The sequence below is a fragment of the Catellatospora vulcania genome (assembly GCF_009720385.1).
GTDB lineage: Bacteria > Actinomycetota > Actinomycetes > Mycobacteriales > Micromonosporaceae > Catellatospora > Catellatospora vulcania.
This window is the reverse complement of sequence record NZ_ML769301.1, coordinates 729395-750006: the sequence shown is the minus strand read 5'-3', so window position 1 is coordinate 750006 and position 20612 is coordinate 729395. Positions and strand designations below refer to the sequence as shown.

Below are 20612 nucleotides of genomic sequence, written 5' to 3'. Positions count from 1 at the left end.
CGTTCCCCCGTCAGCGGCAGATCAGTTGTCGTACTCGTCGTGGCGGCGCCACCAGAAGCCGTCCTCGTTGCGCCCCAGCGGCGCGCGGTCGAGCCACTGGTACATGCCCCAGATCGCGTCCACACCGCGCTCGTAGGTCGAGTACGTGTGGTAGACGACGCCGTCGTCCAGCACGAACGCGCTCATGCCGGGCCCCTGCCGGCGGTAGGTCGGCCAGTCCGTGCCGACGGACGACGCGATCTGATTGAGGAACGGCAGTTCCTCGCCCGACGCCGACGGACGTACGTTCATCGAGCGGAAGTTGTAGTCGACCGCCCCGGACTGCCACTCCTCCTCGGTGTGCGTCACGTGGAAGTCGTGGTTGAAGTCGCCGCCGAACGACGACGCCCACGGGAAGCTCCAGCCCATCCGCTGCTTGTACGCCTGCAGTTTCGGCAGCGGAGCCTCCGACACCGCGTGCAGCGTGACGTCGTGGTTGGCGAGGTGCACGACGGAGCCGTCGAACCCGTCCGCGATCGCCGAGCAGGACGGGCAACCCGCCTCGTAGTCGGGCCCGAACATGAAGTGGTAGACGAGCAGCTGCGAGCGCCCGGCGAACAGGTCCACCAGGGACGCCGGGCCGCCGTCGGTCGCGAAGGTGTACTCCTTGTCGATGCGTACCCAGGGCAGCTCCTGCCGCTGGCGTGCCACCTCGTCGCTGCGCCGGGTCAGCGCCTTCTCGGCCTCCAGCAGCTCCAACCGGGCCGCGAGCCATTCCTGCCTGGTGCCTGTCTTGTGATCGATCATCGTGGTCACCTCTTCTGTCGTCAGTGGTGCGGATGGTGGTGGCCGGTGCCGTCCACGGCCGGAGCCGTCGGCGGGGTCAGCCCGGGGACCGCCGCGGGAGCTGCCGTGATCACGACGCCGAGGGCGACGATCGCCAGCGCCAGCGGCACGTCCACGGCGGCCCGCGCGGGCAGGAGCTTCTGTGCGACGCACAGCACGGTGATCACGCACATCCAGCCGACGCTCATGACCCCCACCGCGACCAGCACCAGCATCAGCCCGATACTCGAACCGACGCAGTGCAGGCCGTACCCGAACCCGGAGCCGGCGTGCTCCCCGCAGCGCTGCCGGAAGTGCCGCTTGACCGGCGTGAGCTCGTAGACGCCCGCCAGGATCACGACCACGCCGGCGGCCACCGGCCCATGCGGCCGGTACACCGCGTACACGGCGATCCCCACCAGGGTCCAGACGGCGAGGTACGACGCGACGAACAGCGTCGCCGCGCCCACGCCGCCACCGCCGTGCAGCCGCCGCACGACCGCCGGAACCGCGCCCGGCAGCATCATCGCCGCGATCATCGAGGCCCACACGGCGACGAAGAACGGGAACGGGCCGAGCGGGGTCGCCGAGCCCATGTCCATGCCGTCCATGAGCCCGATCATCACGATCCAGGAGACGGCGGCGAGCCCCAGTGTCACCGCCGTCGCGGGCTGCCGGAGCAGCATCGTGTCCCTCCCGTCTCTCATGACCCGCCGGATTCCGCATCCGGCGGGGCCGCGCCCCGCTCGGCGGCCTCGGCGATGCGTTTGATGGTCGCCAGGCGCCGGTCCCAGTCGGACGCGAGCGCGGACATCCAGCGCGCTGTCGCGTTGAGCGCCGCGGGCCGCACCTCGTACAGCACCTCGCGACCAGCCCGGCGACCGGCGACCAGACCCGCGGCGTCCAGCACGGCGAGGTGCTTGACCACCGCCTGCCGGGATATCGGCAGGTGCTCGGCGAGTGTCGTCGCGGTCACCTCGCCCAGCTCGGCCAGCAGGTCGAGCAGCTGACGCCGGGTGGGGTCGGCCAGCGCGGCCAGCACGCCGTCGACCGGCGAGACGTCGCCGTGCTGGTCTTCGGTCACACGGAGGACTCTTCGGCGCGTGCCTTGAGCGCGTCCAGCTCCAGCGGCCAGCCGCCGGAGTTTCCCTCCACCGCCCCGCGGCGCAGCTCCTCGGACCCGTTCAGCGCCGCGAACCCGCTCTCGACCACCCGGAGCCGCGTCTTCGCGCCCTCCGCGGTCAGCGTGAACTCGACCAGGGTGCTGTTGTCGGCGCGCAGCTCCTCGCCGGGGAACGCGCTGGCCCAGCGGTAGGCGAGGTACGTCGGCGGGTCGACCTTCTCCACGCGCACCGGGAAGTCGCCGTGCTCGGCGTTCTTCGCGATCATCTCCTCGCCCTCCCTGGCCACCGTGCCGGGCAGGCTCGCCTTGTCGGCCACCCAGAACCCGGGCTGCGCGACCAGCGACCACACCCGCTCCAGGGACGCCTCGATCAGGGTCTCGCGTTCGATCCGGTCCTCGCTCATGAGCAGACTCCTTCAACGCCGTCAATTGATGTGCAACTCCAGAGTTGCACATGATGGCGACGAGGCGCAACCCACGAGTTGCACTTAGCCGTCCATCGGGGCGTCGCACGTCGGTTCTACGCTGCGGGCCATGATCGAACGTCCGACCACCGAGTGGCGCCGCGCGGTGCGTGAGCAGCAGCAGGCGCTCGCCGCAGGCACCCTGTCACCCGACGAGGCCTACGCCGAACGGCTGTGGCCACGCGCCTTCACCGACGCGGTCGACGCCGCGCTCGCCGCGTACGAGGCCGAGGTGGCGGCGCTGCGCGAGCCTTCCGATGACGAGCTGTTCGCCGCAGCCGAGCACGTCGTGCTCGCGCTCAACGACATCGACGAGGAGCACGGCCACATCGAGACCGACGAGCGCGACGAACTCTGCGCGTACATCGAGGACGTGCTGACCGATGCCGGTGTCGACGTACGGGCGCTGTGCGCCCGCCGCGGCGAGGACCGGGAGGCGCTGACCGCCGGCCGGGACTGGTGACGATCAACGCACGCTGCCGGACTCCATGATCCGTTTTTGTGGACGCGGCGCTCGCGGCTCCAAGGCTCGTGCCGCGGCGCGCCTAGACGATGCGGGTGAGCGACACCGGACCTGGTTCGTCCGGTACGGGTGCGAAGTCGTAGCGCACCAGGCGGGGGCCGATCGCGAGCAGGGTGACCGAACTGGAGCCGTAGCGCAGGTCGTCGCCGAAGGTGTGCCGCAGGATCAGCGCCCGCGAGTCCTCACGATCGATCCCCTCCCCCGCAGCCAGCACCGGCCAGCCGCCCCAGCCCTCAGCGGGGTCCGGACGCGGGGTGGCCCGCAGCGCCGCGAGCAGGTGCGCGGCGCGGGGCTCGGCCGGGTCGTCGCCGCTGTTGACGATGACCGTGAACCCCTCCGGCAGCGCCGTGTCGGTCCGGGTCTCACCGTCCCACCCCACCATTGCCGCGCCGGAGATATCTGCCGTGATCAGGTAGAACGGATCGAAGGCGCGCAGGTCACCGGGCACGGGCAGCCCGGCCGCGGCGAGCAGCGGCAGGTCGCCGCGGGATCGGCGGCCGTGTTCGGCGGCCAGCCGCCCGCGCCCGTTGAGCACGAAGGCGGCCCGGCGGGCGGCCGGGTCGACGGCCAGCCAGGTGCCCCCGGCGACCAGGTCGATCCCGCCGAGCACGCCCGGGTGGCGCGGCCAGTGCTCGGCCGGCGGCTCCCAGGGCCGCATCAGCAGCTCGTCACGTACGGCCAGCACCAGCAGCGGCACCGGTGACGACGGCTCGAAACTGACGGCGACCGTACACATGATCGGCACTATATGCCGGGCCGGGCCGGGCCGGCCGATGCGGCGGGATCCGGCCCGCTGCGCTTGCCTTCGCGGTCTGCCGGACAGCGACGGAGGTCAGACGGTGGCGACGCGCGCGGCGGTGACGGCGACGGTGCTGTGCGGGACCGTGACGGTGCCGCCCATCGCGTCGACGGCGTCGCCGACGGCGGCCAGCACCTCGGCGAGCCGGTCCGCCGGGAGCCGGGTCAGGGCGCCGGAGGTGGCCAGCTGGTCCAGCCACTCCTCGCGGGTGTACGTCCGCTCGCCGTCGAACCGCCACTGCTCCGGCTCGTCGAATGCGCCGGCCAGCCGGATCCCCTCGGCGGCTTTGTCGAACATCACCTGGTAGCCGTCCAGCACGGACGCGCCGCCCGGCGGCATGGTCAACGGCGAGTCGGGCATGACGCGCTGAAAGACCTCGCGGGAGGCGTGAGCCAGCTCGGGCGGCGGCTGGAGCACGTGCCAGAACGGCGTCAGCCTGCCCCCCGGACGCAGCATCTGCGCCGCCTTGGCCACCCCCGCCACCGGGTCCACCCAGTGCCAGGCCATCCCCGCGATGACCGCGTCGAAACCGCGGCCGGCGGAATCCCAGTCCTCGAACGTCGAGACCTCGACCTGGACTCCGGTGCGCCGCGCGAACGCCGCCATCCGCGGGTCGGGCTCCACGCCGAGCACCGTGCAGCCGGCGGCCTGGAACTGCCGGGCTGCGATGCCGGTCCCGCAGCCGACGTCGAGGACGGCCGTGCCGGGACTCGCCGCGACGATCTGCTGCACCAGGGCCTCGGGATAACGCGGCCGGGCCCGGTCGTAGCGGTCGGGATCGGTGCCGAAGGACTCCGCCACCTGGCGGTGCCGGTGCGGCTCCGGCCCGGCGGGCTGCGGCTCACGCGATAGAGTGGGCATGTGCCCACAGTAGTGGGCACATGCCCACTCGACAACGGAGTGAGCCGACGAGACAGCGGGAAAGGGCGTTCGATGCCGACCGGGGTGGCCATCCGCGACGTACGCGAGCAGCTGTTCGACGCCGCCGACCGCATCCTGCTCCGGGACGGGCCGAGCGCGCTGACCAGCCGGGCGCTCACCACCGAGGCCGGTTGCGCCAAGGGCGTGCTGCACCGGCACTTCGACGACTTCGACGACTTCCTCGCCCAGTACGTCCTCGACCGCGTCGACCGCATGGTGCCGCAGGCGGCGGCGCTGCGCGAAAGCGCCGGAACCGGTGCCCTCGCCGACAACCTGGCCGACGTGCTGACAGCTGTGTTCAGGTCGGTGGCGGTGGCGATCGTCGCGCTCGTGACCTTCCGGGACGAGTTGCGGGCCCGGCTGCGGCAGACCTGGCCGGCCGGCGTCCCGGTGCTGACCGAGGCCGCAATCATGATCGCCTCGTACCTGCGCGCTGAGCAGGATCTCGGCCGCATCGCCCCCGACGCCGACGCCGACACGCTCGCCGCCATGCTGATCGGCTCCGCGCATCTGCTCTTCGCCGACCGCACCGGCGCCCCGCCGGACGCCGATGCGGTCCGCAAGGTCGTGGACGGCGTCATCGCACCGTTCGCCCGCTAGCAGCTGCCGCGACCAGGCCGCCACCGCGGTCCTCGCCATCGTCGACACTGCACGCAAGCCGGTCCGGCCCGCCCTGGGCAGCAGCTGCGTCACCGACATCGAGGCGAAGCGCAAGGAGGTCGGCGACGACCTCGACCGGTGGCGCGAGCTGTCCGCGTCCACAGCTTCGCCACCACCGGCTGACGGCTGGGCATCAATCCGCCGGCCGCCGGGCGTGTCGTCCGGCGCGGTGGCGCCAGCCTCTACATTGGTCGCATGTGGTCGAATGCGCTCAGTTTCGGGGGCGGTGTGCTGGCGGCGGTGCTGGCCGCGTCCGCCGCCCTGCGCGTCAACAGGACGAAGATGGCCGGCGACACGAAAGCCCGCTGGGAGGCGGTCCTCTTCGACAAGAGCGCCCAGCTCGCCGAGGCCGCGCGGAGCCTGCGCCACCATTCGGAGCGTTACCGCCACAGCAGCGACAAGGACGCCCGGAAGCAGCGCATCGACGACGCGCAGGAGAAGCTCCGGATCGCCATGGAGCAGTTGCGGCTCGTCGGCAACCGGCGGGTACAGGTCGCGGCCCGGGTGGTCATGCACCACGCGTACGCGGTGGCCGTGCAGGGCGTCGACAACCGGGATCCCCGCGCGGACCGGTACACCGACACCCCGCCGATCGCCCGGCTCAACGACGCGCTGCAGGAGTTCTACCGCGCCGTGCGCCAGCAGCTGCGGGCCGCCGACCCCGAGGACGTCCTGCACGACGACGACCTGGCCCGGATCGCCGACGGCCTGCAGCCGCTGACACCCGAGCAGCGCTCCTCGATCGTGTGAACGCCCCGCCGGAACACCGAGCGGAGGGAGCGAGATGGACCTGCAGCTGACCCGGCTCGGCGGCATCGACCCGGCCGCCATCATCTCGCTGATGAACCACCGCTCGGTACGCCGCCACATGCCCCTTGCCGCGGGCGACTTCGGCGCGGTGGAGTGCGCCGCGTTCGTGGCAGCCAAGGAGCAGCTGTGGCGCGAGCACGGGTACGGCCCGTGGGCCTTCCTCGTCGACGGCGAGTTCGCCGGCTGGGGCGGCCTGCAGCCCGAGGACGGTGACGCCGACCTGGCCCTGGTCCTGCATCCGCGGTTCTGGGGCCACGGCGCGGCGATCTGCGACCGGGTGCTGGACGAGGCGTTCGGCACCTTCGGGTTCGGCTCGGTGACCATCCTGCTGCCACCCAGCCGCCGCAGCGCCCACGGCGTCGCCCGGCTCGGCTTCCGCACCGACGGCGAGACGAGCATCGGGGACGACCGCTTCCTGCGCTACCGGCTGCACCGCACCGATCGGCCCCGACGTTGAGGCATCAGCGCACGTAGCGTACGAGCCAGTCGCGGGCCAGGGCGGCGGCCTGCTGGAGGGTGCCGGGCTCCTGGAACAGGTGGGTCGCACCGGGCACGATCTCGACGGCGTGCTCGCAGGTCAGCTGGGCGGCGGCGCGTTCGTTGAGCTCCAGCACGGTGTGGTCGAGACCGCCGACGATGAGCAGCGTCGGCGCGCGTACCTCGGCGAGGTGGCCGCCGGCCAGGTCGGGGCGGCCACCGCGGGAGACCACGGCTGCGACGTCGGCGTTGCCGTTCGAGGCGGCCCACAGCGCGGCGGCCGCGCCGGTGCTCGCTCCGAACAGGCCGACCGGCAGGCCGTGCGCGGCGGGCCGGGCGCGCAGCCAGGACAGCACCTCGGTGAGCCGCCCGGCGAGCAGCCCGATGTCGAAGACGTTGCCGCGGTCGTTCTCCTCTGACTCGTTGAGCAGGTCGAACAGGAGGGTGCCGAGTCCGGCGTCGCGCAGCAGGCGGGCGACGTACTGGTTGCGGGGGCTGTGCCGGCTGCTGCCGCTGCCGTGCACGAACACGACGATGCCGGCGGCCTGCGAGGGTATGGCCAGGTGGGCCTGGAGCGCGGCGCCGTTCACGGGGATGACGACCTCGGCCGCTGTTCCGTTGTCTCCGGACGTTCCTTCGTCCACCTCTCCATCCTTGCTCGCCCGGCGGCCCGCCGCTCGCGTTGAGGACAGATGGCGCATCTTTACCTTCCTGAAACTTGCACGTAATCTGGGTCACACTTTGCAAGAATTTTCAGTCGCCGCTCCCCCGGCCACCACCCCCGTTCCGGGAAGGAAGACCATGCGTCGCCTCTGGAGGTCCGTGCTCGCCGCCGCGCTGGTGGCCGCCGGGTTGTCCCTCGTCTCCCCCACCGCGCCCGCCCAGGCCGGGATCGACACCCTGACGCTGGGCGGCCGCTACTCGGGCGCCAATGTGAACTTCCGGGTGTACTCCTCGCGGGCCACCCGCATCGCCGTCTACGTCTACTCCGCCGCCACCGGCGCGCAGGAGAAGGCGTCCTACCTGCTGACCAAGGGCACCGGGGACGTCTGGGCGACCACGGTCAGCGTGGCGACGCTGCAGGCCGCGGGCGTGACCGGCACCGTCTACTACGGCTACCGGGCCTGGGGTCCGAACTGGCCGTACAGCGCGAGCTGGACGAAGGGGTCGTCGGTCGGGTTCGTCGCCGACGTGGACGCCGCCGGCAACCGGTTCAACCCGAACAAGCTGCTGCTGGACCCGTACGCGCGGGAGATGAGCCACGACACGGCGCTGCCCGACGGGGTGGCGGGCGACTACTCGTCAGGCCCGGCCAAGCGGGCCGTGGACACCGGCACGATCGCCCCCAAGGGCATCGTGCTGGCCGCCGACAGCACGAGCGTCGGCACCAAGCCCACCAGGGCCTTCAAGGACGACATCGTGTACGAGGTGCACCTGCGCGGTCTGACCAAGGCCGACACCTCGATCGCGGCCGCCGAGCGGGGCACCTACAAGGCCGCGGGACAGAAGGCGGCCTACCTGGCCACGCTAGGGATCACGGCGGTGGAGTTCCTGCCGCTGCAGGAGACCCAGAACGACGCCAACGACACCAGCCCGAGCAGCACGACCGGCGACAACTACTGGGGCTACATGACCGAGAACTACTTCGCCCCCGACCGGCGCTACGCGTACGACAAGACGCCGGGCGGTCCGACGAAGGAGTTCAAGGCCATGGTGAAGGCATTCCACGACGCCGGCATCAAGGTGCTGGTCGACGTGGTCTACAACCACACCGCCGAGGGCGGCGCGATCAGTGACAAGAACACGTACAACATCTTCTCCTGGCGAGGGCTGGACAACCCGGCCTACTACTCGCTGACCTCCGACATGCAGGGGTCGATGGACAACACCGGGCTCGGGCACAACTTCAACACCCGCAACCCGACGGCGCAGAACCTGATCGTGGACTCCATCGCGTACTGGAAGAACACCCTCGGCGTCGACGGCTACCGGTTCGACCTGGCGTCGGTGCTGGGCAACACCTGCCAGCACGGGTGCTTCAGCTACAGCCGCACCGACGCGAACACCGCGCTCAACCGCCTCACCGCCGAGATGCCGGCCCGCCCGGCCGGCGGCGGCGCGGGCGTGGACTGGATCGCCGAGCCGTGGGCCATCGGCACCGGCACCTACCAGGTCGGCAACTTCCCGGGGGCGTGGTCGGAGTGGAACGGCATCTACCGCGACACGCTGCGCCGCGACCAGAACAAGCTGGGCGTCGACGCGGTCACCCCGAGTGACCTGGCCACCCGCTTCGCGGGGTCGTCGGACCTGTACGGCGACGACGGCCGCAAACCGTGGCACTCGGTCAACTTCATGGTGGCCCACGACGGGTTCACCCAGAAGGACCTGTACTCGTGCAACGGCAAGAACAACGGCCAGGCCTGGCCGTTCGGGCCGTCGGACGGCGGCAGCGACGACAACATCTCCTGGGACCAGGGCGGGGTCGCCGCCGACCAGCGCAAGGCGGCCCGCAACGCGTTCGCGTTCCTGATGCTGTCGGGCGGCACGCCGATGATGACCGGCGGCGACGAGACGCTGCGGTCGGTCAACTGCAACAACAACCCGTACAACGTCGACTCGTCGGCGAACTGGCTGGACTGGTCGCTGACGACCGACGAGACGAACTTCAAGACGTACACGTCGCGGATGCTCGCGTTCCGCAAGGCGCACCCGGCGCTGCGACCGGCGAACTTCTACACCGCCGCCGACGGCAACGCCAACGGGCTGGGGCAGCTGGAGTGGTTCACCCCGTCTGGCGTCGCGCCTGACGGCGCGTACTGGGGCAACGCGAACAACCACGCACTGGCGTGGCGCATCGACGGCACGGAGTTCGGCGACAGCGCGAGCGCGCTGTACACCGCCTACAACGGCTGGTCCGGCGACGTGATCTTCACGCTGCCCGCCCCGCCGGCCGGAAAACAGTGGTACCGGGTCACCGACACGGCCCCGTGGGCCGAGGGCGCGAACCAGGTCGCCGCGCCGGGCGCCGAGGCCGCCATCGGCGGGGCCGGGACGGCGTACACGCTGCGCGGCCGCGCCGTGCTGCTGCTCATCGCGAAGTGAGGTGACGCCGGTCCCGTCCCGCCCGGGACGGGACCGGCGTCAGCTGCTCGGGAAGGCGAACGACGACGTCACCGCCCGGTGATCGGTGCCCGGGGTGCGCTGCACTCCCGCATCGGTGGCGGTCAGGCCGCGGTAGAGGACCTGGTCGGGGCGCAGCACCGGCAGCGCGGACGGCCAGGTGAGGCCGAACCCCCACCCGGCGTCGGCCTGCGCGTCGCGCAACAGGGCGGACAGCGGGGCGAAGGACCGGTCCTCGGTGGACGTGTTCAGGTCGCCGAGCACGAGCACCCGGCTCGCGTCGTCGGCGCGCACCGCGTCGGCCAGGGCCTGGATGTTGCGGTCGCGGGCGGCGGTCTCGTTGAGGCGCGCCGAGCGCAGGTGCGCGACGTACACGGCGACGTCGCCCTGCGGGGCCTCGACCACCGCGCGCAGCCCGCGGATCCAGCTCGTTTCGCTGTCGAGGCTGCTCACCCGGCCGATCGGGTGCTTGCTGAGCAGGCCGACCGTGCCCCTGACCGCGTGGTACGGGTAGGCCGCGCGCAGCCGCCGCGCGGCCGTCGCGGCGACTCCTTCGGTGGCCTCCTGGATCGCGATGAGGTCGGGCCCGTCGGCGGCCAGCGCCTCGACGGTGGCCGCCGGATCGGGGTTGTCCGCGTAGAGGTTCTGCGAGACCACCCGCAGCTCAGCCGGACCGCTTTGGGGCGGCAGCAGCGCGCCGCCGAACTGCGCCGCCCAGACGGCAGCAGGCAGGACGACCGCCAGCAGCGCCGCCCGTGAGCGGGAGGCCAGCGCGGCGAGCGCCAGCACCGGCACCCCGCAGCCGAGCAGGGGTGCGACGGAGTCGAGCAGGCTGCCCACGCTGCGGACGTTGGGCACCAGCCGGTGCCCGGCCAGCACCGCCGCCAGCGCGAGCGCGGCCATGACGACCAGCGCCGCGTACCACCGGGGGCGGTGCTGGCCGGGGCCGGGCGTACGGGTGTGCGGGGCCGCCTTCACCAGATGAGTCGTCACTGTCCGTACGCTACCGGCGGGACGGCTGGATCCCCCTCTCGTGCACGGGTTCTGCCGTGTGACAAGAATCAGGCCACGGTTAACGGTGTCTTAACACAGCTCTCGCTATACAGAGGTGCACACGGGCCGATCCGTCGATCGAGTCCGGTCGACGGCGACCGCACGGTGTGCGATCACCGAGCGTGAGCGCGACGCGGGTCATCTGTGACGATAAGTCTGATAAACCTCATACGGTGGATATGCCGATTACATAGCATCGGCTGCATGAGGCCCGTGATCGTCGGCATCGTCACCGCCCTGGTGCTCTGCGCGGCGATCTTCCTGGGCAGCAGGGGGCTGCACAACTTCGACTCGGCGCTCGCCCCGTACGCCATCGCCAGCGTGTTCCTCGCCTTCGGCATCGCGTACCGCTACATGGTGTGGATCTCCTCCCCCGGCGCCCGGCGGCTGTTCCGCAAGGGCTGGGGAGCGGCGCTGTCCTGGCAGAACCTGCGGCGGACGCCGACCGCGCTGCCCCGCATGATCGCCACGTATCTCGGCTTCCAGAAGTTCCTCGGCGCGCGCTCGCGCTCGCGCTGGGCGGCGCACCAGCTGATCTTCTGGGGCTGCCTGCTGGCCGCGGCGATCACCTTCCCGCTGACCTGGGGCTGGTTCACCTTCACCGCGAACACCGGGGCCGGGCCGCAGTACACCATGAACATCTGGGGTTTCGGGGTGGTGAAGTTCGACGCTCTGTCGGTGCTCGGCTGGCTGCTGTTCCACGGGCTCGACCTGGCGGCGGTGCTGGTCATCGCGGGCGCGACCTACTTCCTGATCCGGCGCATGCGCGACCGCGAGGCGAGCACCGGCCAGCGCTTCGGCTACGACCTGGTGCCGCTGCTCGCGCTGATCATCATCTCGGTGACCGGGCTGCTGCTGACGTTCTCCAGCGTGTTCCTGCACGGCGGCGGCTACGAGTTCCTGGCCGTGCTGCACATGGCCGCGGTGGTGCTGACCCTGCTCTACCTGCCGTTCGGCAAGTTCTTCCACATCGCCCAGCGCCCGGCGGCGGTCGGCATGCAGCTGTTCAAGTACACCGGGCACGGCGAGATCAGGCAGTGCCGCAACTGCGGCGAGCCCATCGACACCACGGCGTACGTGGACAACCTGCGCGCCACCATGCGGGACCTGAAGCTGGACTTCGACTCCCTCGCCGAAGTCTGCCCGCGGTGCAAGCGGCTGCGGCGCGGGCAGGCCTACCGCACGACCGTGAAGCCGGGGTTCTGACATGACCATCCCCCTCGACCCGAACATCACCCCGCCGGGCACCGGCCGGTTCCGCGACGCGGGCGGGCTGCCGGCCGACAAGTGGCGGGCGATCCGGGGCGAGGAGACCCTCGTCCCGACGCACTGCTGCTTCTGCGGCGTGCAGTGCGGCATGTACCTGCGGGTGCACGACGGCAAGGTGTTCGGCGTCGAGCCCCGCGACCACGACATCAACCGGATGCGGCTGTGCCCGAAGGGCCTCAACGCCTACCAGCAGGTCAATCATCCGGACCGGTTGACCGCGCCGCTGTACCGCAAGAGCCGCGCCGACGACCTGCGGCCGGTGTCCTGGGAGCAGGCCCTCGACGTGACCGCCGAGCACATCCAGCGCATCCAGGCCGAGCACGGCCGCGACGCGTTCGGCATGCTGGGCGGGGCGAGCCTGTTCACCGAGAAGACGTACCTGGTGGGCAAGTTCGCGCGGGTGGCGCTGCGGACCCGGCACGTGGACTACAACGGCCGGCTGTGCATGGTCAGCGCGGCCGGGGCGAACAAGCTGTCGTTCGGCATCGACCGGGCGGCGAACCCGTTCGCGGACTGCCTGCTCACCGACTGCCTGCTGATCGCCGGCTCCAACGTGGGCGAGTGCTTCCCGGTGATGACGCAGTACCTGTGGGGCGCGCGCGACCGCGGCGCGAAGATGATCGTGGTCGACCCGCGGGAGACCAGCATCGCCCGCACCGCCGACATCCACGTCGCGCTGCGGCCGGGCACCGACGCCGCGTTCTTCAACGCCGTGCTGCACGTGATCGTCACCGAGGGCCTGACCGACGAAGCATTCATCGCCGAGCACACCACCGGCTGGGACGAGGTGCGGGCGGCCGCCGCCGAGTGCCCGCCGGAGCGGACCGCCGAGATCTGCGGCATCCCCGCCGAGCAGGTCTTCCAGGTGGCGCGGATGTTCGCGACCGCGGGCAAGGCGATGGCCTGGCACGCCCGCGGCATCGAGCACCACACCCAGGGCGTGGAGAACTGCCTCACCGTGATCAACCTGTGTGTGGCCACCGGCAACCTCGGCAAGCCCGGGGCCGGCTACGGGACCATCACCGGGCAGGGCAACGGGCAGGGCGGGCGCGAGCACGGCCAGAAGTCGGACATGCTGCCCGGCGGCCGCAACATCAGCGACCCCGTGCACCGGATGCAGGTCGCGAACATCTGGGGCATCGACGTCGAGGACCTGCCGCAGGCAGGCACCTCGATGATGGAGATGGTGCACCAGATGCGCCGCGGCGAGATCCGCGGCCTGTTCGGCATGTGCAACAACCCGTTCGTGTCGCTGCCGAACTACCACGTGGTCAAGGAGGGGTACGACGCCCTGGAGTTCCACGCCCAGTGCGACTTCTTCCTGTCCGAGACCGCCGCCAACGCGCACCTGGTGCTGCCGGTGACGAGCTGGGCCGAGGACGACGGGGTGATGGCCAACGCCGAGGCCCGGGTGGTGCGCCACCGCAAGGCCCAGGAGCCGCTGCCCGGGGTGCGCACCGACACCTGGGTGCTGTGCGAGCTGGCCAGGCGGCTCGGCGCCGGGGACAAGTTCGAGTTCGCGAACTCCGAGCAGGTGTTCGAGGAGCTGCGGATCGCCTCGCGGGGCACGGTCAACGACTACTACGGCATCACGTACGCGCGGCTCGACGAGACCGGCGGCATCGCCTGGCCCTGCCCCGACCTGGACCATCCGGGCACGCCGCGGCTGTTCGAGGGCGGGCGCACGTACCACGCCGACGGCAAGGTCCACCTGCAGGCGGTGCGCTGGCACCCGCCCGCGGACCCCTATGACGACACGTTCCCGATGTCGCTGACCACGGGCCGGACCGTGGCGCACTTCCTGTCGGGCAACCAGACCCGGCGGCTGGGCGGGCTTGTCGAGCAGACGCCGCGGCCATGGGTGGAGGTGCACCCCTCGCACGGGTTCGCCAACGGCGACGCGGTCACCGTGGTCACCCGGCGCGGTGCCGCGACGTTCCCGGCGCTGGTCACCGAGGCGATCCGGCCCGACACGGTGTTCGTGCCGTACCACTGGCCGTACCCGGTGGCGGCCAACGAGCTGACCATCGACGCGCTCGACCCGCGCTCCAAGATCCCCGAGTACAAGGTGTGCGCCTGCCGGATCGAGCCGGCCGACGCGGTCACCGTGGTGCCCGCGCCGCCGATGCCGCCGGGGCGGGAGCCGTACGCCGACACCCAGCGCTCGCGCGGTGAGCTGCAGCCACCCACCTCGTCGCAGGGAAGGGGCACGTCACAGCCATGATGGGACGCACCATCGTGATCGATCCGGGCCGCTGCATCGGCTGCCAGGCCTGCGTGTCGGCGTGCCGGGAGTGCGACTCGCACCGCGGCAAGTCGATGATCCATCTGGACTATCTGGACCAGGGCGGCAGCGTCGCGTCCAGCCCGACGGTGTGCATGCACTGCGAGGATCCCGTCGCGCCGTGCGCGCAGGTGTGCCCGGCCGAGGCCATCCTGGTCACCCCGGACGGGGTGGTGCACGACGCGGACAAGAGCCGCTGCATCGGCTGCGGCAACTGCGTCAACGCCTGCCCGATGGGCGTGCCGAAGATCGACCTGGAAGCGAAGCTCCAGTTCAAGTGCAACCTGTGCTACGACCGGACGTCGTACGGGCTGGCCCCGATGTGCGCCACGGTGTGCCCGACCGGTTCCATCTTCTACGGCACCCTCGAAGAGCTGCGCGCCGAGCGGCCCGGCGTCGAAGTCGCCAGCACATTCGACTTCGACGGGTCGATCATCTCCACGGGCGTGGCGATGGTGGTCCCCAAGGGACGGCCGGATCAGCCGCTGCCCGGCGGAGCCGGCGAGCACGCGCGGGTCACCGGCAGCCCGCAACCGGCCGGGCACCTGGAGCCGTCGGCGGACAACGTGCTCGGGGAGCCACTGTGAGCGCGAGGAGCACAGCGCAGCGGAGCCCCGCAGTCGCGAACGAAAGGCCGGCACTGTGAGCGTCGATGAGCGGGCCCCGCACACCGAACAGGAGGTCGCGGCGCTGCGGGAGCGCATCGCGGCGGACTCGCTGACCAGCCGCCGCGACTACCTGCGCCTGGCCGTCACGATGTCCGGCGGCCTGGCGGCGGGCGGCATCGCGGTCGCTTCGGGGATCTTCCACCGGCACGGCGAGGGTGCAGCCCCGCCGAAGCTGGTCGCCGAGCAGTTGCCGCCGGGCCGGTCGGTGGCGTTCAGCTACCCCGGCGAGGAGGACCGGGCCGTCGCGCTGCGGATGGCCGACGGGACGCTGGTCGCGTACTCGTCGATCTGCACGCACCTGGCCTGCGGGGTGCTGTGGCGGGCCGACCGCGGCGAGCAGGGCGAGCTGTACTGCCCCTGCCACGAGGGCGTGTTCGACCCGCGCACCGGCGCGGTGACCGCCGGGCCGCCGCCGCGACCCCTGCCCCGGGTGCTGCTGGAGGAGCGCGACGGCGGCATCTGGGCCGTGGGCACCGCGCTGTCAGGCGAACAGGAGCAGTCATGACCGACGCGCGCTACCCGCAGATCAAATCCACCAGCGGGTACGGCGACCCGCGGGTGCGCAGCACCGGCCCGGGACCCGGCGCGGGTGGCGAGACCGACCCGGAACGCTCCTCGATGCTGTCCGGGCGGCTCGCGCTGGTGCTGTCCATCCTGGTCGGCCAGCTCTGGGCGATCGGAGTCGGGCTCAACGCGTGGATGCAGGGCCAGACGACGGTCGCCTGGTGGGCGGCCGCGTTCGGAGTCGCCTCGTTCCTCGTCGCGCTGTGGGCATGGCGCCTGGGCGAACGGCGCGACCGGTGAGCGCCCCGGCCGCCACGGAGCGAGTGCCGCGGGGGGCGTACGTCAACCTGATCCTCGCCGCGCTGGGCTTCCTGCTCACCGCGTGGGCGTGGGGGCTGATCTCGCCGCTGTCGGCAATCTACAAGCAGCAGCTCGGGCTGTCCTCGGTGCAGCAGTCCATCCTGGTCGCGGTGCCGGTGCTGGTCGGCTCGCTGGGCCGGATCCCGGTCGGCGCGCTCACCGATGTGCTCGGGGCACGGGTCATGCTGCCCGCGATCGCCTTCCTGACCATCCTGCCCGTGCTCGCGCTGACCGTGGCCGGCGGCTCGTACTTGGCGATGCTGGTCGTCGGGTTCTTCCTGGGCATCGGCGGCACCCCGTTCGCGGCGGCGATCCCGCACGGCAACGGCTGGTTCCCGCCGTCGAAACGCGGCCTGGCGCTCGGTGTCATCGGCATGGGCATGGGCGGGACCGCCATCGCCGCGCTGCTGACCAAGCCGATGCGCGAGATCGGGCCCAACGCCCAGTTCTACCTGTGCGCGGTGGTGCTGGCGGTCTACGGCGTCGTCGCCTGGCTGGTGCTGCGCGAGCCGCCCGGCCGCACGGTGCCTGCCGAGCCGTTCTCCCACCGCTTCACCGAGGCCGCCCGCCAGCCGATGACCTGGCCGCTGTCCGCGCTGTACGCGGTCACCTTCGGCGGGTACGTCTCCTTCGCCGTCTACCTGGTCACCTACCTGCAGAGCCAGTACGGCCTGGAGCAGGGCGACGCCGCGCTCAAGGCGGCCGGGTTCACGCTCGTCGCGGTGCTGTTCCGGCCGCCCGGCGGCTGGCTGTCCGACCGGGTCGGGGGTGCCAAGGTGCTGGCCTGCTGCCTGGCCGTGCTGGCCGTGATGGCGGCCTGGCAGTCGTTCGCCCCGCCGCTGTACCCGTGGGCGACGATCACGTTCCTGATCATGGCGGCCATGCTGGGCGCCGGGGCAGGTGCGGTGTTCTCGCTGCTCGCACAGGTGGTGCCGCGGCCGAAGGTGGGTGCGGTGACCGGCATCGTCGGTGCGATGGGCGGGCTCGGCGGGTTCGTGCCGCCCCTGGTGATGGGCGCCGTCTACGGCGCCACCGGCCGTTACACCATCGGATTGCTGCTGCTCGCCTTGGTGGCGCTGGCCGCGCTCGCCTACACGTGGACCCAGCGCAACCGCCGGCCGCCGGTGGACGCGACAGTCCCACCGAAGCTGAATACGCGATAAAACCTCCCGAAAGGTGCGTCGCGGCTACGCTCAGAACACATACCTACGGGTCCGCACGGTCCTCCGCGACCTGATGAGACCGTGGCGACCTTCGCTCTCCGCCGCGCCCGGGACCCGCCCCTCCCAAGGAGATGGTGCACATGCCCACGGCGACCGACCAGTTCTTCGCCGACCTCGCCCAACGCGGCGAGGAGCCGTTACTAAGGCGCAGCTCAGGCAGTATCCGGTTCGACATCGGCGCGAAAGGCAAGGTCCAGCGCTGGTTCGTGACGATCGACCACGGCACGTTCGCCGTGTCGCGGCGCAACCAGAAGGCCGACTGCTCGGTCGAGGCCGACACCGACGTGTTCGAGAACATCGTCACCGGCAAGGACAACGCGTTCGCGGCGCTGCTGCGCGGAGCGCTCGAAGCCGGCGGCGACCCGGAGCTGCTGCTGCTCTTCCAGCGCGTCTTCACCGGCCCGATGCGCAGCACCCACCCTTCGGCGGTCGGCCGTGGCTGAACAGGTGCGCATCCTCAACGGCAACACCTTCGTCGTCAGCGACGACCGGGGCGACATCGAGGCGTCCCGCACCGACCCGTCCGGGCTGTTCGCCTGGGACACCCGGTTCCTGTCGACCTGGGTGCTGACCGTCGACGGCCAGCGGCTGGGCACCCTGTCCGTCGACGACCTGCAGTACTTCGAGACCAGGTTCTTCCTCGCCCCCGGCGGCGGCACCGTGTACATCGACGCACAACTGTCCGTGATGCGGCAGCGCACGGTCACCGACGGCTTCAAAGAGCGGCTGGCGGTGCTCAATCACGGCGAGAAGGCCGTCGAGCTGACCGTGCACATGGAGGCGGGCAGCGACTTCTCCGACCTGTTCGACGTCAAGAACAACGAAGGCAAGAAGGGCGAGCTGTACCACAGCGTCGAGCGCGACCGGCTGGTCTTCGGCTATCGACGCGACACCTTCCACCGCGCCACGGAGATCACCTCAGAACCGCGCGCGAAGATGGACAAGCACGGCCTCACCTACAAGATCCGGGTCGAACCTCAGGTGCCCTGGACGTGTGAGCTGCACGTCACGCCGATCCTCATCGGCCGCGACGGCAAGCGCACCCGGCTCGGCGGCCCCAAGGCGGCCGAGGACATGGGCGAGGACCTGGACCGCTGGCTGGAGGGCGCACCGAAACTGGAGTGCGAGTGGGAACCGCTGCGGCGCACCTACCGGCGCAGCCTGATCGACCTGGCGGCGCTGCGCTTCTCCCCGCTGACCTCGGCCGGGCGCAGCCTGCCCGCCGCTGGCCTGCCCTGGTTCATGACCATGTTCGGCCGGGACAGCATCTTCACCAGCCTGCAGGCACTGCCGTTCGCGCCGGAACTCGCCGCCACCACGCTGCGGGAGCTGGCGGCCCGCCAGGGCAGCCGGTTCGACGACTTCCGCGACGAGGACCCGGGCCGGATCCTGCACGAGATCCGCTACGGCGAGTCGGCGGCGTTCCAGGAGCAGCCGCACAGCCCGTACTACGGCAACGCCGACGCCACCGCGCTGTTCGTGGTGCTGCTCGACGAGTACGAGCGCTGGACCGGCGACAAGGCGTTGGTACGCGACCTGGAACTGGAGGCCCGCGCCGCGCTGCGCTGGGTCGACGAGTACGCCGACCTGCTCGGCAACGGCTACGTCTGGTACCAGCGGCGCAACGAGAAGTCGGGCCTGGAGAACCAGTGCTGGAAGGACTCCTGGGACTCCATCTCCTACTCCGACGGCAGCCTGCCCGGTTTCCCGCGCGCCACCTGCGAGCTGCAGGGCTACGCCTACGACGCCCGGATGCGCGGGGCGCGCCTGGCGCGGTTGGTATGGAAGGACCCCGACTACGCGAACAAGCTGGAGAAGCAGGCCGCGGACCTCAAGCGCCGGTTCAACAAGGACTACTGGGTCGCCGACGGCGAGTACTACGCGCTGGCGCTGGACACCGAGGGCAAGCAGGTCGACGTGCTGACCTCGAACATCGGCCACCTACTGTGGAGCGGCATCGTCCCGCAGTCGCGCGCCCGCGCGGTGGCCCGGCACCTGATGGGGCCCCGGCTGTTCTCCGGGTGGGGCGTGCGCACCCTGGCCCTGGGCGAGAAGCGGTACAACCCGATCGGCTACCACGTCGGCACGGTGTGGCCGTTCGACTGCTCGTTCATCGCCTGGGGCCTGCGCCGCTACGGCTTCAAGAAGGAGGCGGCGCAGATCGCCGCCGGCATCCTCGACGCGGCCGAGTACTTCGACGGCCGCCTGCCGGAGGCGTTCGGCGGCTACCCGCGCGAGGCGACCAAGTACCCGGTGCAGTATCCGACGGCGTGCAGCCCGCAGGCCTGGTCGACGGGCGCTCCCCTGCTGCTGCTGCGGACCATGCTGGGCCTGCAGCCGCTGGAGGACAGCCTGGTCGTCGACGCGGCGCTGCCCATGGGCATCGGCCAGATCGAACTGCTGGGCATCCCGGGCCGCTGGGGCCGGGTCGACGCGTTCGGCCGCGGGCTGCTGCACACCGACCGCCAGGGCCGGGGACGTCCCGAACTCGGCACCGCCGCCAAGCGGAAGCGATCCGCGGCGACGGTATGACCGGGGCGGTCGGCCACCGCCGGGACGGTCGGCCGCCTTGCCGATTCACGCTCGCCGCGACCCGGCCCGTGCCTACGATGCAGGCACGGGCGCGGGGCGGGCGGTCACAACGCTGCTTGGGAGGCATGACATGAGCCAGACCGATGACGTGAGCGAGTTCGAGGAAATGGGCCCGATCGACTACGTGGTGATCGAGTTCCCGGGCAACAAGATGACCGGCGAGGGCATCCCGCTGCTGCTGGACCTGGTGGATCGCGGCGTCATCCGCATCCTCGACCTCGCCTTCATCCGCAAGGACACCGACGGCACGGTCACCGCCGTGGCCGTCGAGGACATGGACGCCACCGGCGCACGCGAGTTCGCGGTGTTCCAGGGCGCGGCGTCCGGGCTGCTCGACCGGGACGACCTGAACGAGGCGGCCAACGCGATCGAGCCGGGCAACTCGGCCGGCCTGATCCTCTACGAGAACACCTGGGCGGCGCCGCTGGCCAGGGCGTGGCGCCGCGGCGGGGCGCAGATGGTCGCCAGCGGCCGGATCCCGGTGCAGGCGCTGCTGGCCGCGGCGGAGTCCGGCGCTTAGCGCATTACCGAAACGGGGGATGACCATGGGACTGCTTCGAGGGGTCGCGCGCACGGCGGTGGTGGCCGGCACGGCGACGGCGGTGTCCAACCGCGTGTCGCGGCGGCAGGCCGGCCGGTGGGCGAGCCAGGAGGACGAGCAGGCGGCGCAGCAGCAGGCGTACGCCGATCAGGCCGCGTACCAGCAGCAGCAGGCTTACCAGCAGCAGCTGGCCCAGCAGCAGGCGTATCAGCAGCAGGCCGCGCCGCAGGCGCCCGCCGGGGGCGGGATGGACGCCAAGCTCGCGCAGCTGAAGACGCTCGCCGATCTCAAGGCCTCGGGCGTGCTGTCCGACGCTGAGTTCGAGCAGCAGAAGGCCGCGATCCTGGCCGGCTGACCGCCGGCCCGGCCCGGGTGCACGCGCCGGGTCCGGCGGGTGCGCCCATGCGAGAGAGCGAG

23 protein-coding genes are annotated in these 20612 nt (G+C 71.4%); 15 read left to right on the top strand and 8 right to left on the bottom strand.

Going from position 1 to position 20612, the window contains the following annotated elements; translation table 11 throughout:
- Window positions 1-21: 21 nt before the first annotated feature.
- The 4 genes from F6W97_RS03320 to F6W97_RS03305 are packed head-to-tail and all read right to left on the bottom strand — an operon-like array spanning window position 22 to window position 2331.
- Window positions 22-786, bottom strand: coding sequence for a DUF899 domain-containing protein (locus F6W97_RS03320; protein ID WP_155368584.1), 765 nt, complete (start codon window positions 784-786; stop codon window positions 22-24).
- Window positions 787-806: 20 nt separating this feature from the next.
- The gene (locus tag F6W97_RS03315; RefSeq protein ID WP_196278954.1) at window positions 807-1490 is read right to left on the bottom strand and encodes a DUF2182 domain-containing protein; all 684 of its coding nucleotides are present in this window, start codon (window positions 1488-1490) and stop codon (window positions 807-809) included.
- 17 nt (window positions 1491-1507) lie between these two features.
- On the bottom strand, window positions 1508-1888 hold the full coding sequence (locus tag F6W97_RS03310) for an ArsR/SmtB family transcription factor (protein ID WP_155368582.1): 381 nt from the start codon (window positions 1886-1888) through the stop codon (window positions 1508-1510).
- A complete protein-coding gene (locus F6W97_RS03305; RefSeq protein WP_155368581.1) occupies window positions 1885-2331 on the bottom strand; it encodes an SRPBCC domain-containing protein in 447 nt (148 codons plus the stop codon). Before F6W97_RS03305 ends, F6W97_RS03310 begins: the two co-directional genes overlap by 4 nt.
- 130 nt (window positions 2332-2461) lie before the next feature.
- Between F6W97_RS03305 and F6W97_RS03300 the strand changes: the two genes are divergently transcribed.
- Window positions 2462-2854, top strand: a complete 393-nt coding sequence (locus tag F6W97_RS03300; protein WP_155368580.1) for a hypothetical protein — start codon at window positions 2462-2464, stop codon at window positions 2852-2854.
- A gap of 82 nt (window positions 2855-2936) precedes the next feature.
- Here the strand turns inward: F6W97_RS03300 and F6W97_RS03295 are convergent, their stop codons facing one another.
- Both F6W97_RS03295 and F6W97_RS03290 read right to left on the bottom strand, forming a co-directional pair.
- Window positions 2937-3650, bottom strand: coding sequence for an NRDE family protein (locus F6W97_RS03295; RefSeq protein ID WP_155368579.1), 714 nt, complete (start codon window positions 3648-3650; stop codon window positions 2937-2939).
- Window positions 3651-3746: 96 nt separating this feature from the next.
- Window positions 3747-4574, bottom strand: a complete 828-nt coding sequence (locus F6W97_RS03290) for a class I SAM-dependent methyltransferase (RefSeq protein WP_155368578.1) — start codon at window positions 4572-4574, stop codon at window positions 3747-3749.
- A gap of 72 nt (window positions 4575-4646) precedes the next feature.
- Between F6W97_RS03290 and F6W97_RS03285 the strand changes: the two genes are divergently transcribed.
- The 3 genes from F6W97_RS03285 (at window position 4647) to F6W97_RS03275 (ending at window position 6561) form a co-directional block, all read left to right on the top strand.
- Window positions 4647-5234, top strand: a complete 588-nt coding sequence (locus F6W97_RS03285) for a TetR/AcrR family transcriptional regulator (RefSeq protein ID WP_155368577.1) — start codon at window positions 4647-4649, stop codon at window positions 5232-5234.
- A 255-nt stretch (window positions 5235-5489) separates the two neighbouring features.
- A complete protein-coding gene (locus F6W97_RS03280; protein ID WP_155368576.1) occupies window positions 5490-6044 on the top strand; it encodes a hypothetical protein in 555 nt (184 codons plus the stop codon).
- A 34-nt stretch (window positions 6045-6078) separates the two neighbouring features.
- The gene (locus F6W97_RS03275) at window positions 6079-6561 is read left to right on the top strand and encodes a GNAT family N-acetyltransferase (protein ID WP_155368575.1); all 483 of its coding nucleotides are present in this window, start codon (window positions 6079-6081) and stop codon (window positions 6559-6561) included.
- Window positions 6562-6565: 4 nt separating this feature from the next.
- On the opposite strand, the gene F6W97_RS03270 is transcribed toward F6W97_RS03275, so the two are convergent.
- Window positions 6566-7225, bottom strand: coding sequence for a dienelactone hydrolase family protein (locus tag F6W97_RS03270; protein ID WP_230686368.1), 660 nt, complete (start codon window positions 7223-7225; stop codon window positions 6566-6568).
- Window positions 7226-7382: 157 nt separating this feature from the next.
- On the opposite strand from F6W97_RS03270, the gene F6W97_RS03265 reads away from it, so the two are divergent.
- Entirely contained in the window at window positions 7383-9683 is a 2301-nt protein-coding gene (locus F6W97_RS03265) for an isoamylase (protein ID WP_155368573.1), read from the top strand.
- A gap of 39 nt (window positions 9684-9722) precedes the next feature.
- Here F6W97_RS03265 and F6W97_RS03260 read toward each other — a convergent pair whose 3' ends face one another.
- Window positions 9723-10694, bottom strand: a complete 972-nt coding sequence (locus tag F6W97_RS03260; RefSeq protein WP_230686367.1) for an endonuclease/exonuclease/phosphatase family protein — start codon at window positions 10692-10694, stop codon at window positions 9723-9725.
- Between the two features lie 264 nt (window positions 10695-10958).
- Between F6W97_RS03260 and F6W97_RS03255 the strand changes: the two genes are divergently transcribed.
- From F6W97_RS03255 to F6W97_RS03210, 10 genes are all read left to right on the top strand, one after another.
- Window positions 10959-11960, top strand: coding sequence for an MFS transporter (locus F6W97_RS03255; protein WP_155368572.1), 1002 nt, complete (start codon window positions 10959-10961; stop codon window positions 11958-11960).
- A 1-nt stretch (window position 11961) separates the two neighbouring features.
- Window positions 11962-14247 carry a molybdopterin oxidoreductase family protein gene (locus F6W97_RS03250; protein WP_155368571.1) on the top strand — a complete coding sequence of 762 codons (2286 nt, stop codon included), beginning with the start codon at window positions 11962-11964 and terminating at the stop codon, window positions 14245-14247.
- A complete protein-coding gene (locus F6W97_RS03245; RefSeq protein ID WP_155368570.1) occupies window positions 14244-14894 on the top strand; it encodes a 4Fe-4S dicluster domain-containing protein in 651 nt (216 codons plus the stop codon). The genes F6W97_RS03250 and F6W97_RS03245 overlap by 4 nt, the downstream gene beginning before the upstream one ends.
- Before the next feature lie 55 nt (window positions 14895-14949).
- Window positions 14950-15480, top strand: a complete 531-nt coding sequence (locus F6W97_RS03240; protein WP_230686366.1) for a QcrA and Rieske domain-containing protein — start codon at window positions 14950-14952, stop codon at window positions 15478-15480.
- The gene (locus tag F6W97_RS03235) at window positions 15477-15779 is read left to right on the top strand and encodes a DUF6755 family protein (RefSeq protein ID WP_155368569.1); all 303 of its coding nucleotides are present in this window, start codon (window positions 15477-15479) and stop codon (window positions 15777-15779) included. The genes F6W97_RS03240 and F6W97_RS03235 overlap by 4 nt, the downstream gene beginning before the upstream one ends.
- Complete coding sequence (locus F6W97_RS03230) at window positions 15776-17002, top strand: nitrate/nitrite transporter (RefSeq protein WP_230686365.1); 1227 nt, start codon at window positions 15776-15778, stop codon at window positions 17000-17002. The genes F6W97_RS03235 and F6W97_RS03230 overlap by 4 nt, the downstream gene beginning before the upstream one ends.
- A gap of 140 nt (window positions 17003-17142) precedes the next feature.
- Complete coding sequence (locus tag F6W97_RS03225; protein WP_196278953.1) at window positions 17143-17505, top strand: SCP2 sterol-binding domain-containing protein; 363 nt, start codon at window positions 17143-17145, stop codon at window positions 17503-17505.
- Complete coding sequence (locus tag F6W97_RS03220) at window positions 17498-19594, top strand: amylo-alpha-1,6-glucosidase (RefSeq protein WP_155368566.1); 2097 nt, start codon at window positions 17498-17500, stop codon at window positions 19592-19594. The genes F6W97_RS03225 and F6W97_RS03220 overlap by 8 nt, the downstream gene beginning before the upstream one ends.
- A gap of 130 nt (window positions 19595-19724) precedes the next feature.
- On the top strand, window positions 19725-20174 hold the full coding sequence (locus tag F6W97_RS03215) for a DUF6325 family protein (protein ID WP_230686364.1): 450 nt from the start codon (window positions 19725-19727) through the stop codon (window positions 20172-20174).
- A 25-nt stretch (window positions 20175-20199) separates the two neighbouring features.
- Window positions 20200-20550 (top strand): SHOCT domain-containing protein, encoded by a 351-nt coding sequence (locus F6W97_RS03210; RefSeq protein ID WP_155368565.1) that lies wholly within the window; start codon window positions 20200-20202, stop codon window positions 20548-20550.
- The last annotated feature ends 62 nt before the right edge of the window (window positions 20551-20612 follow it).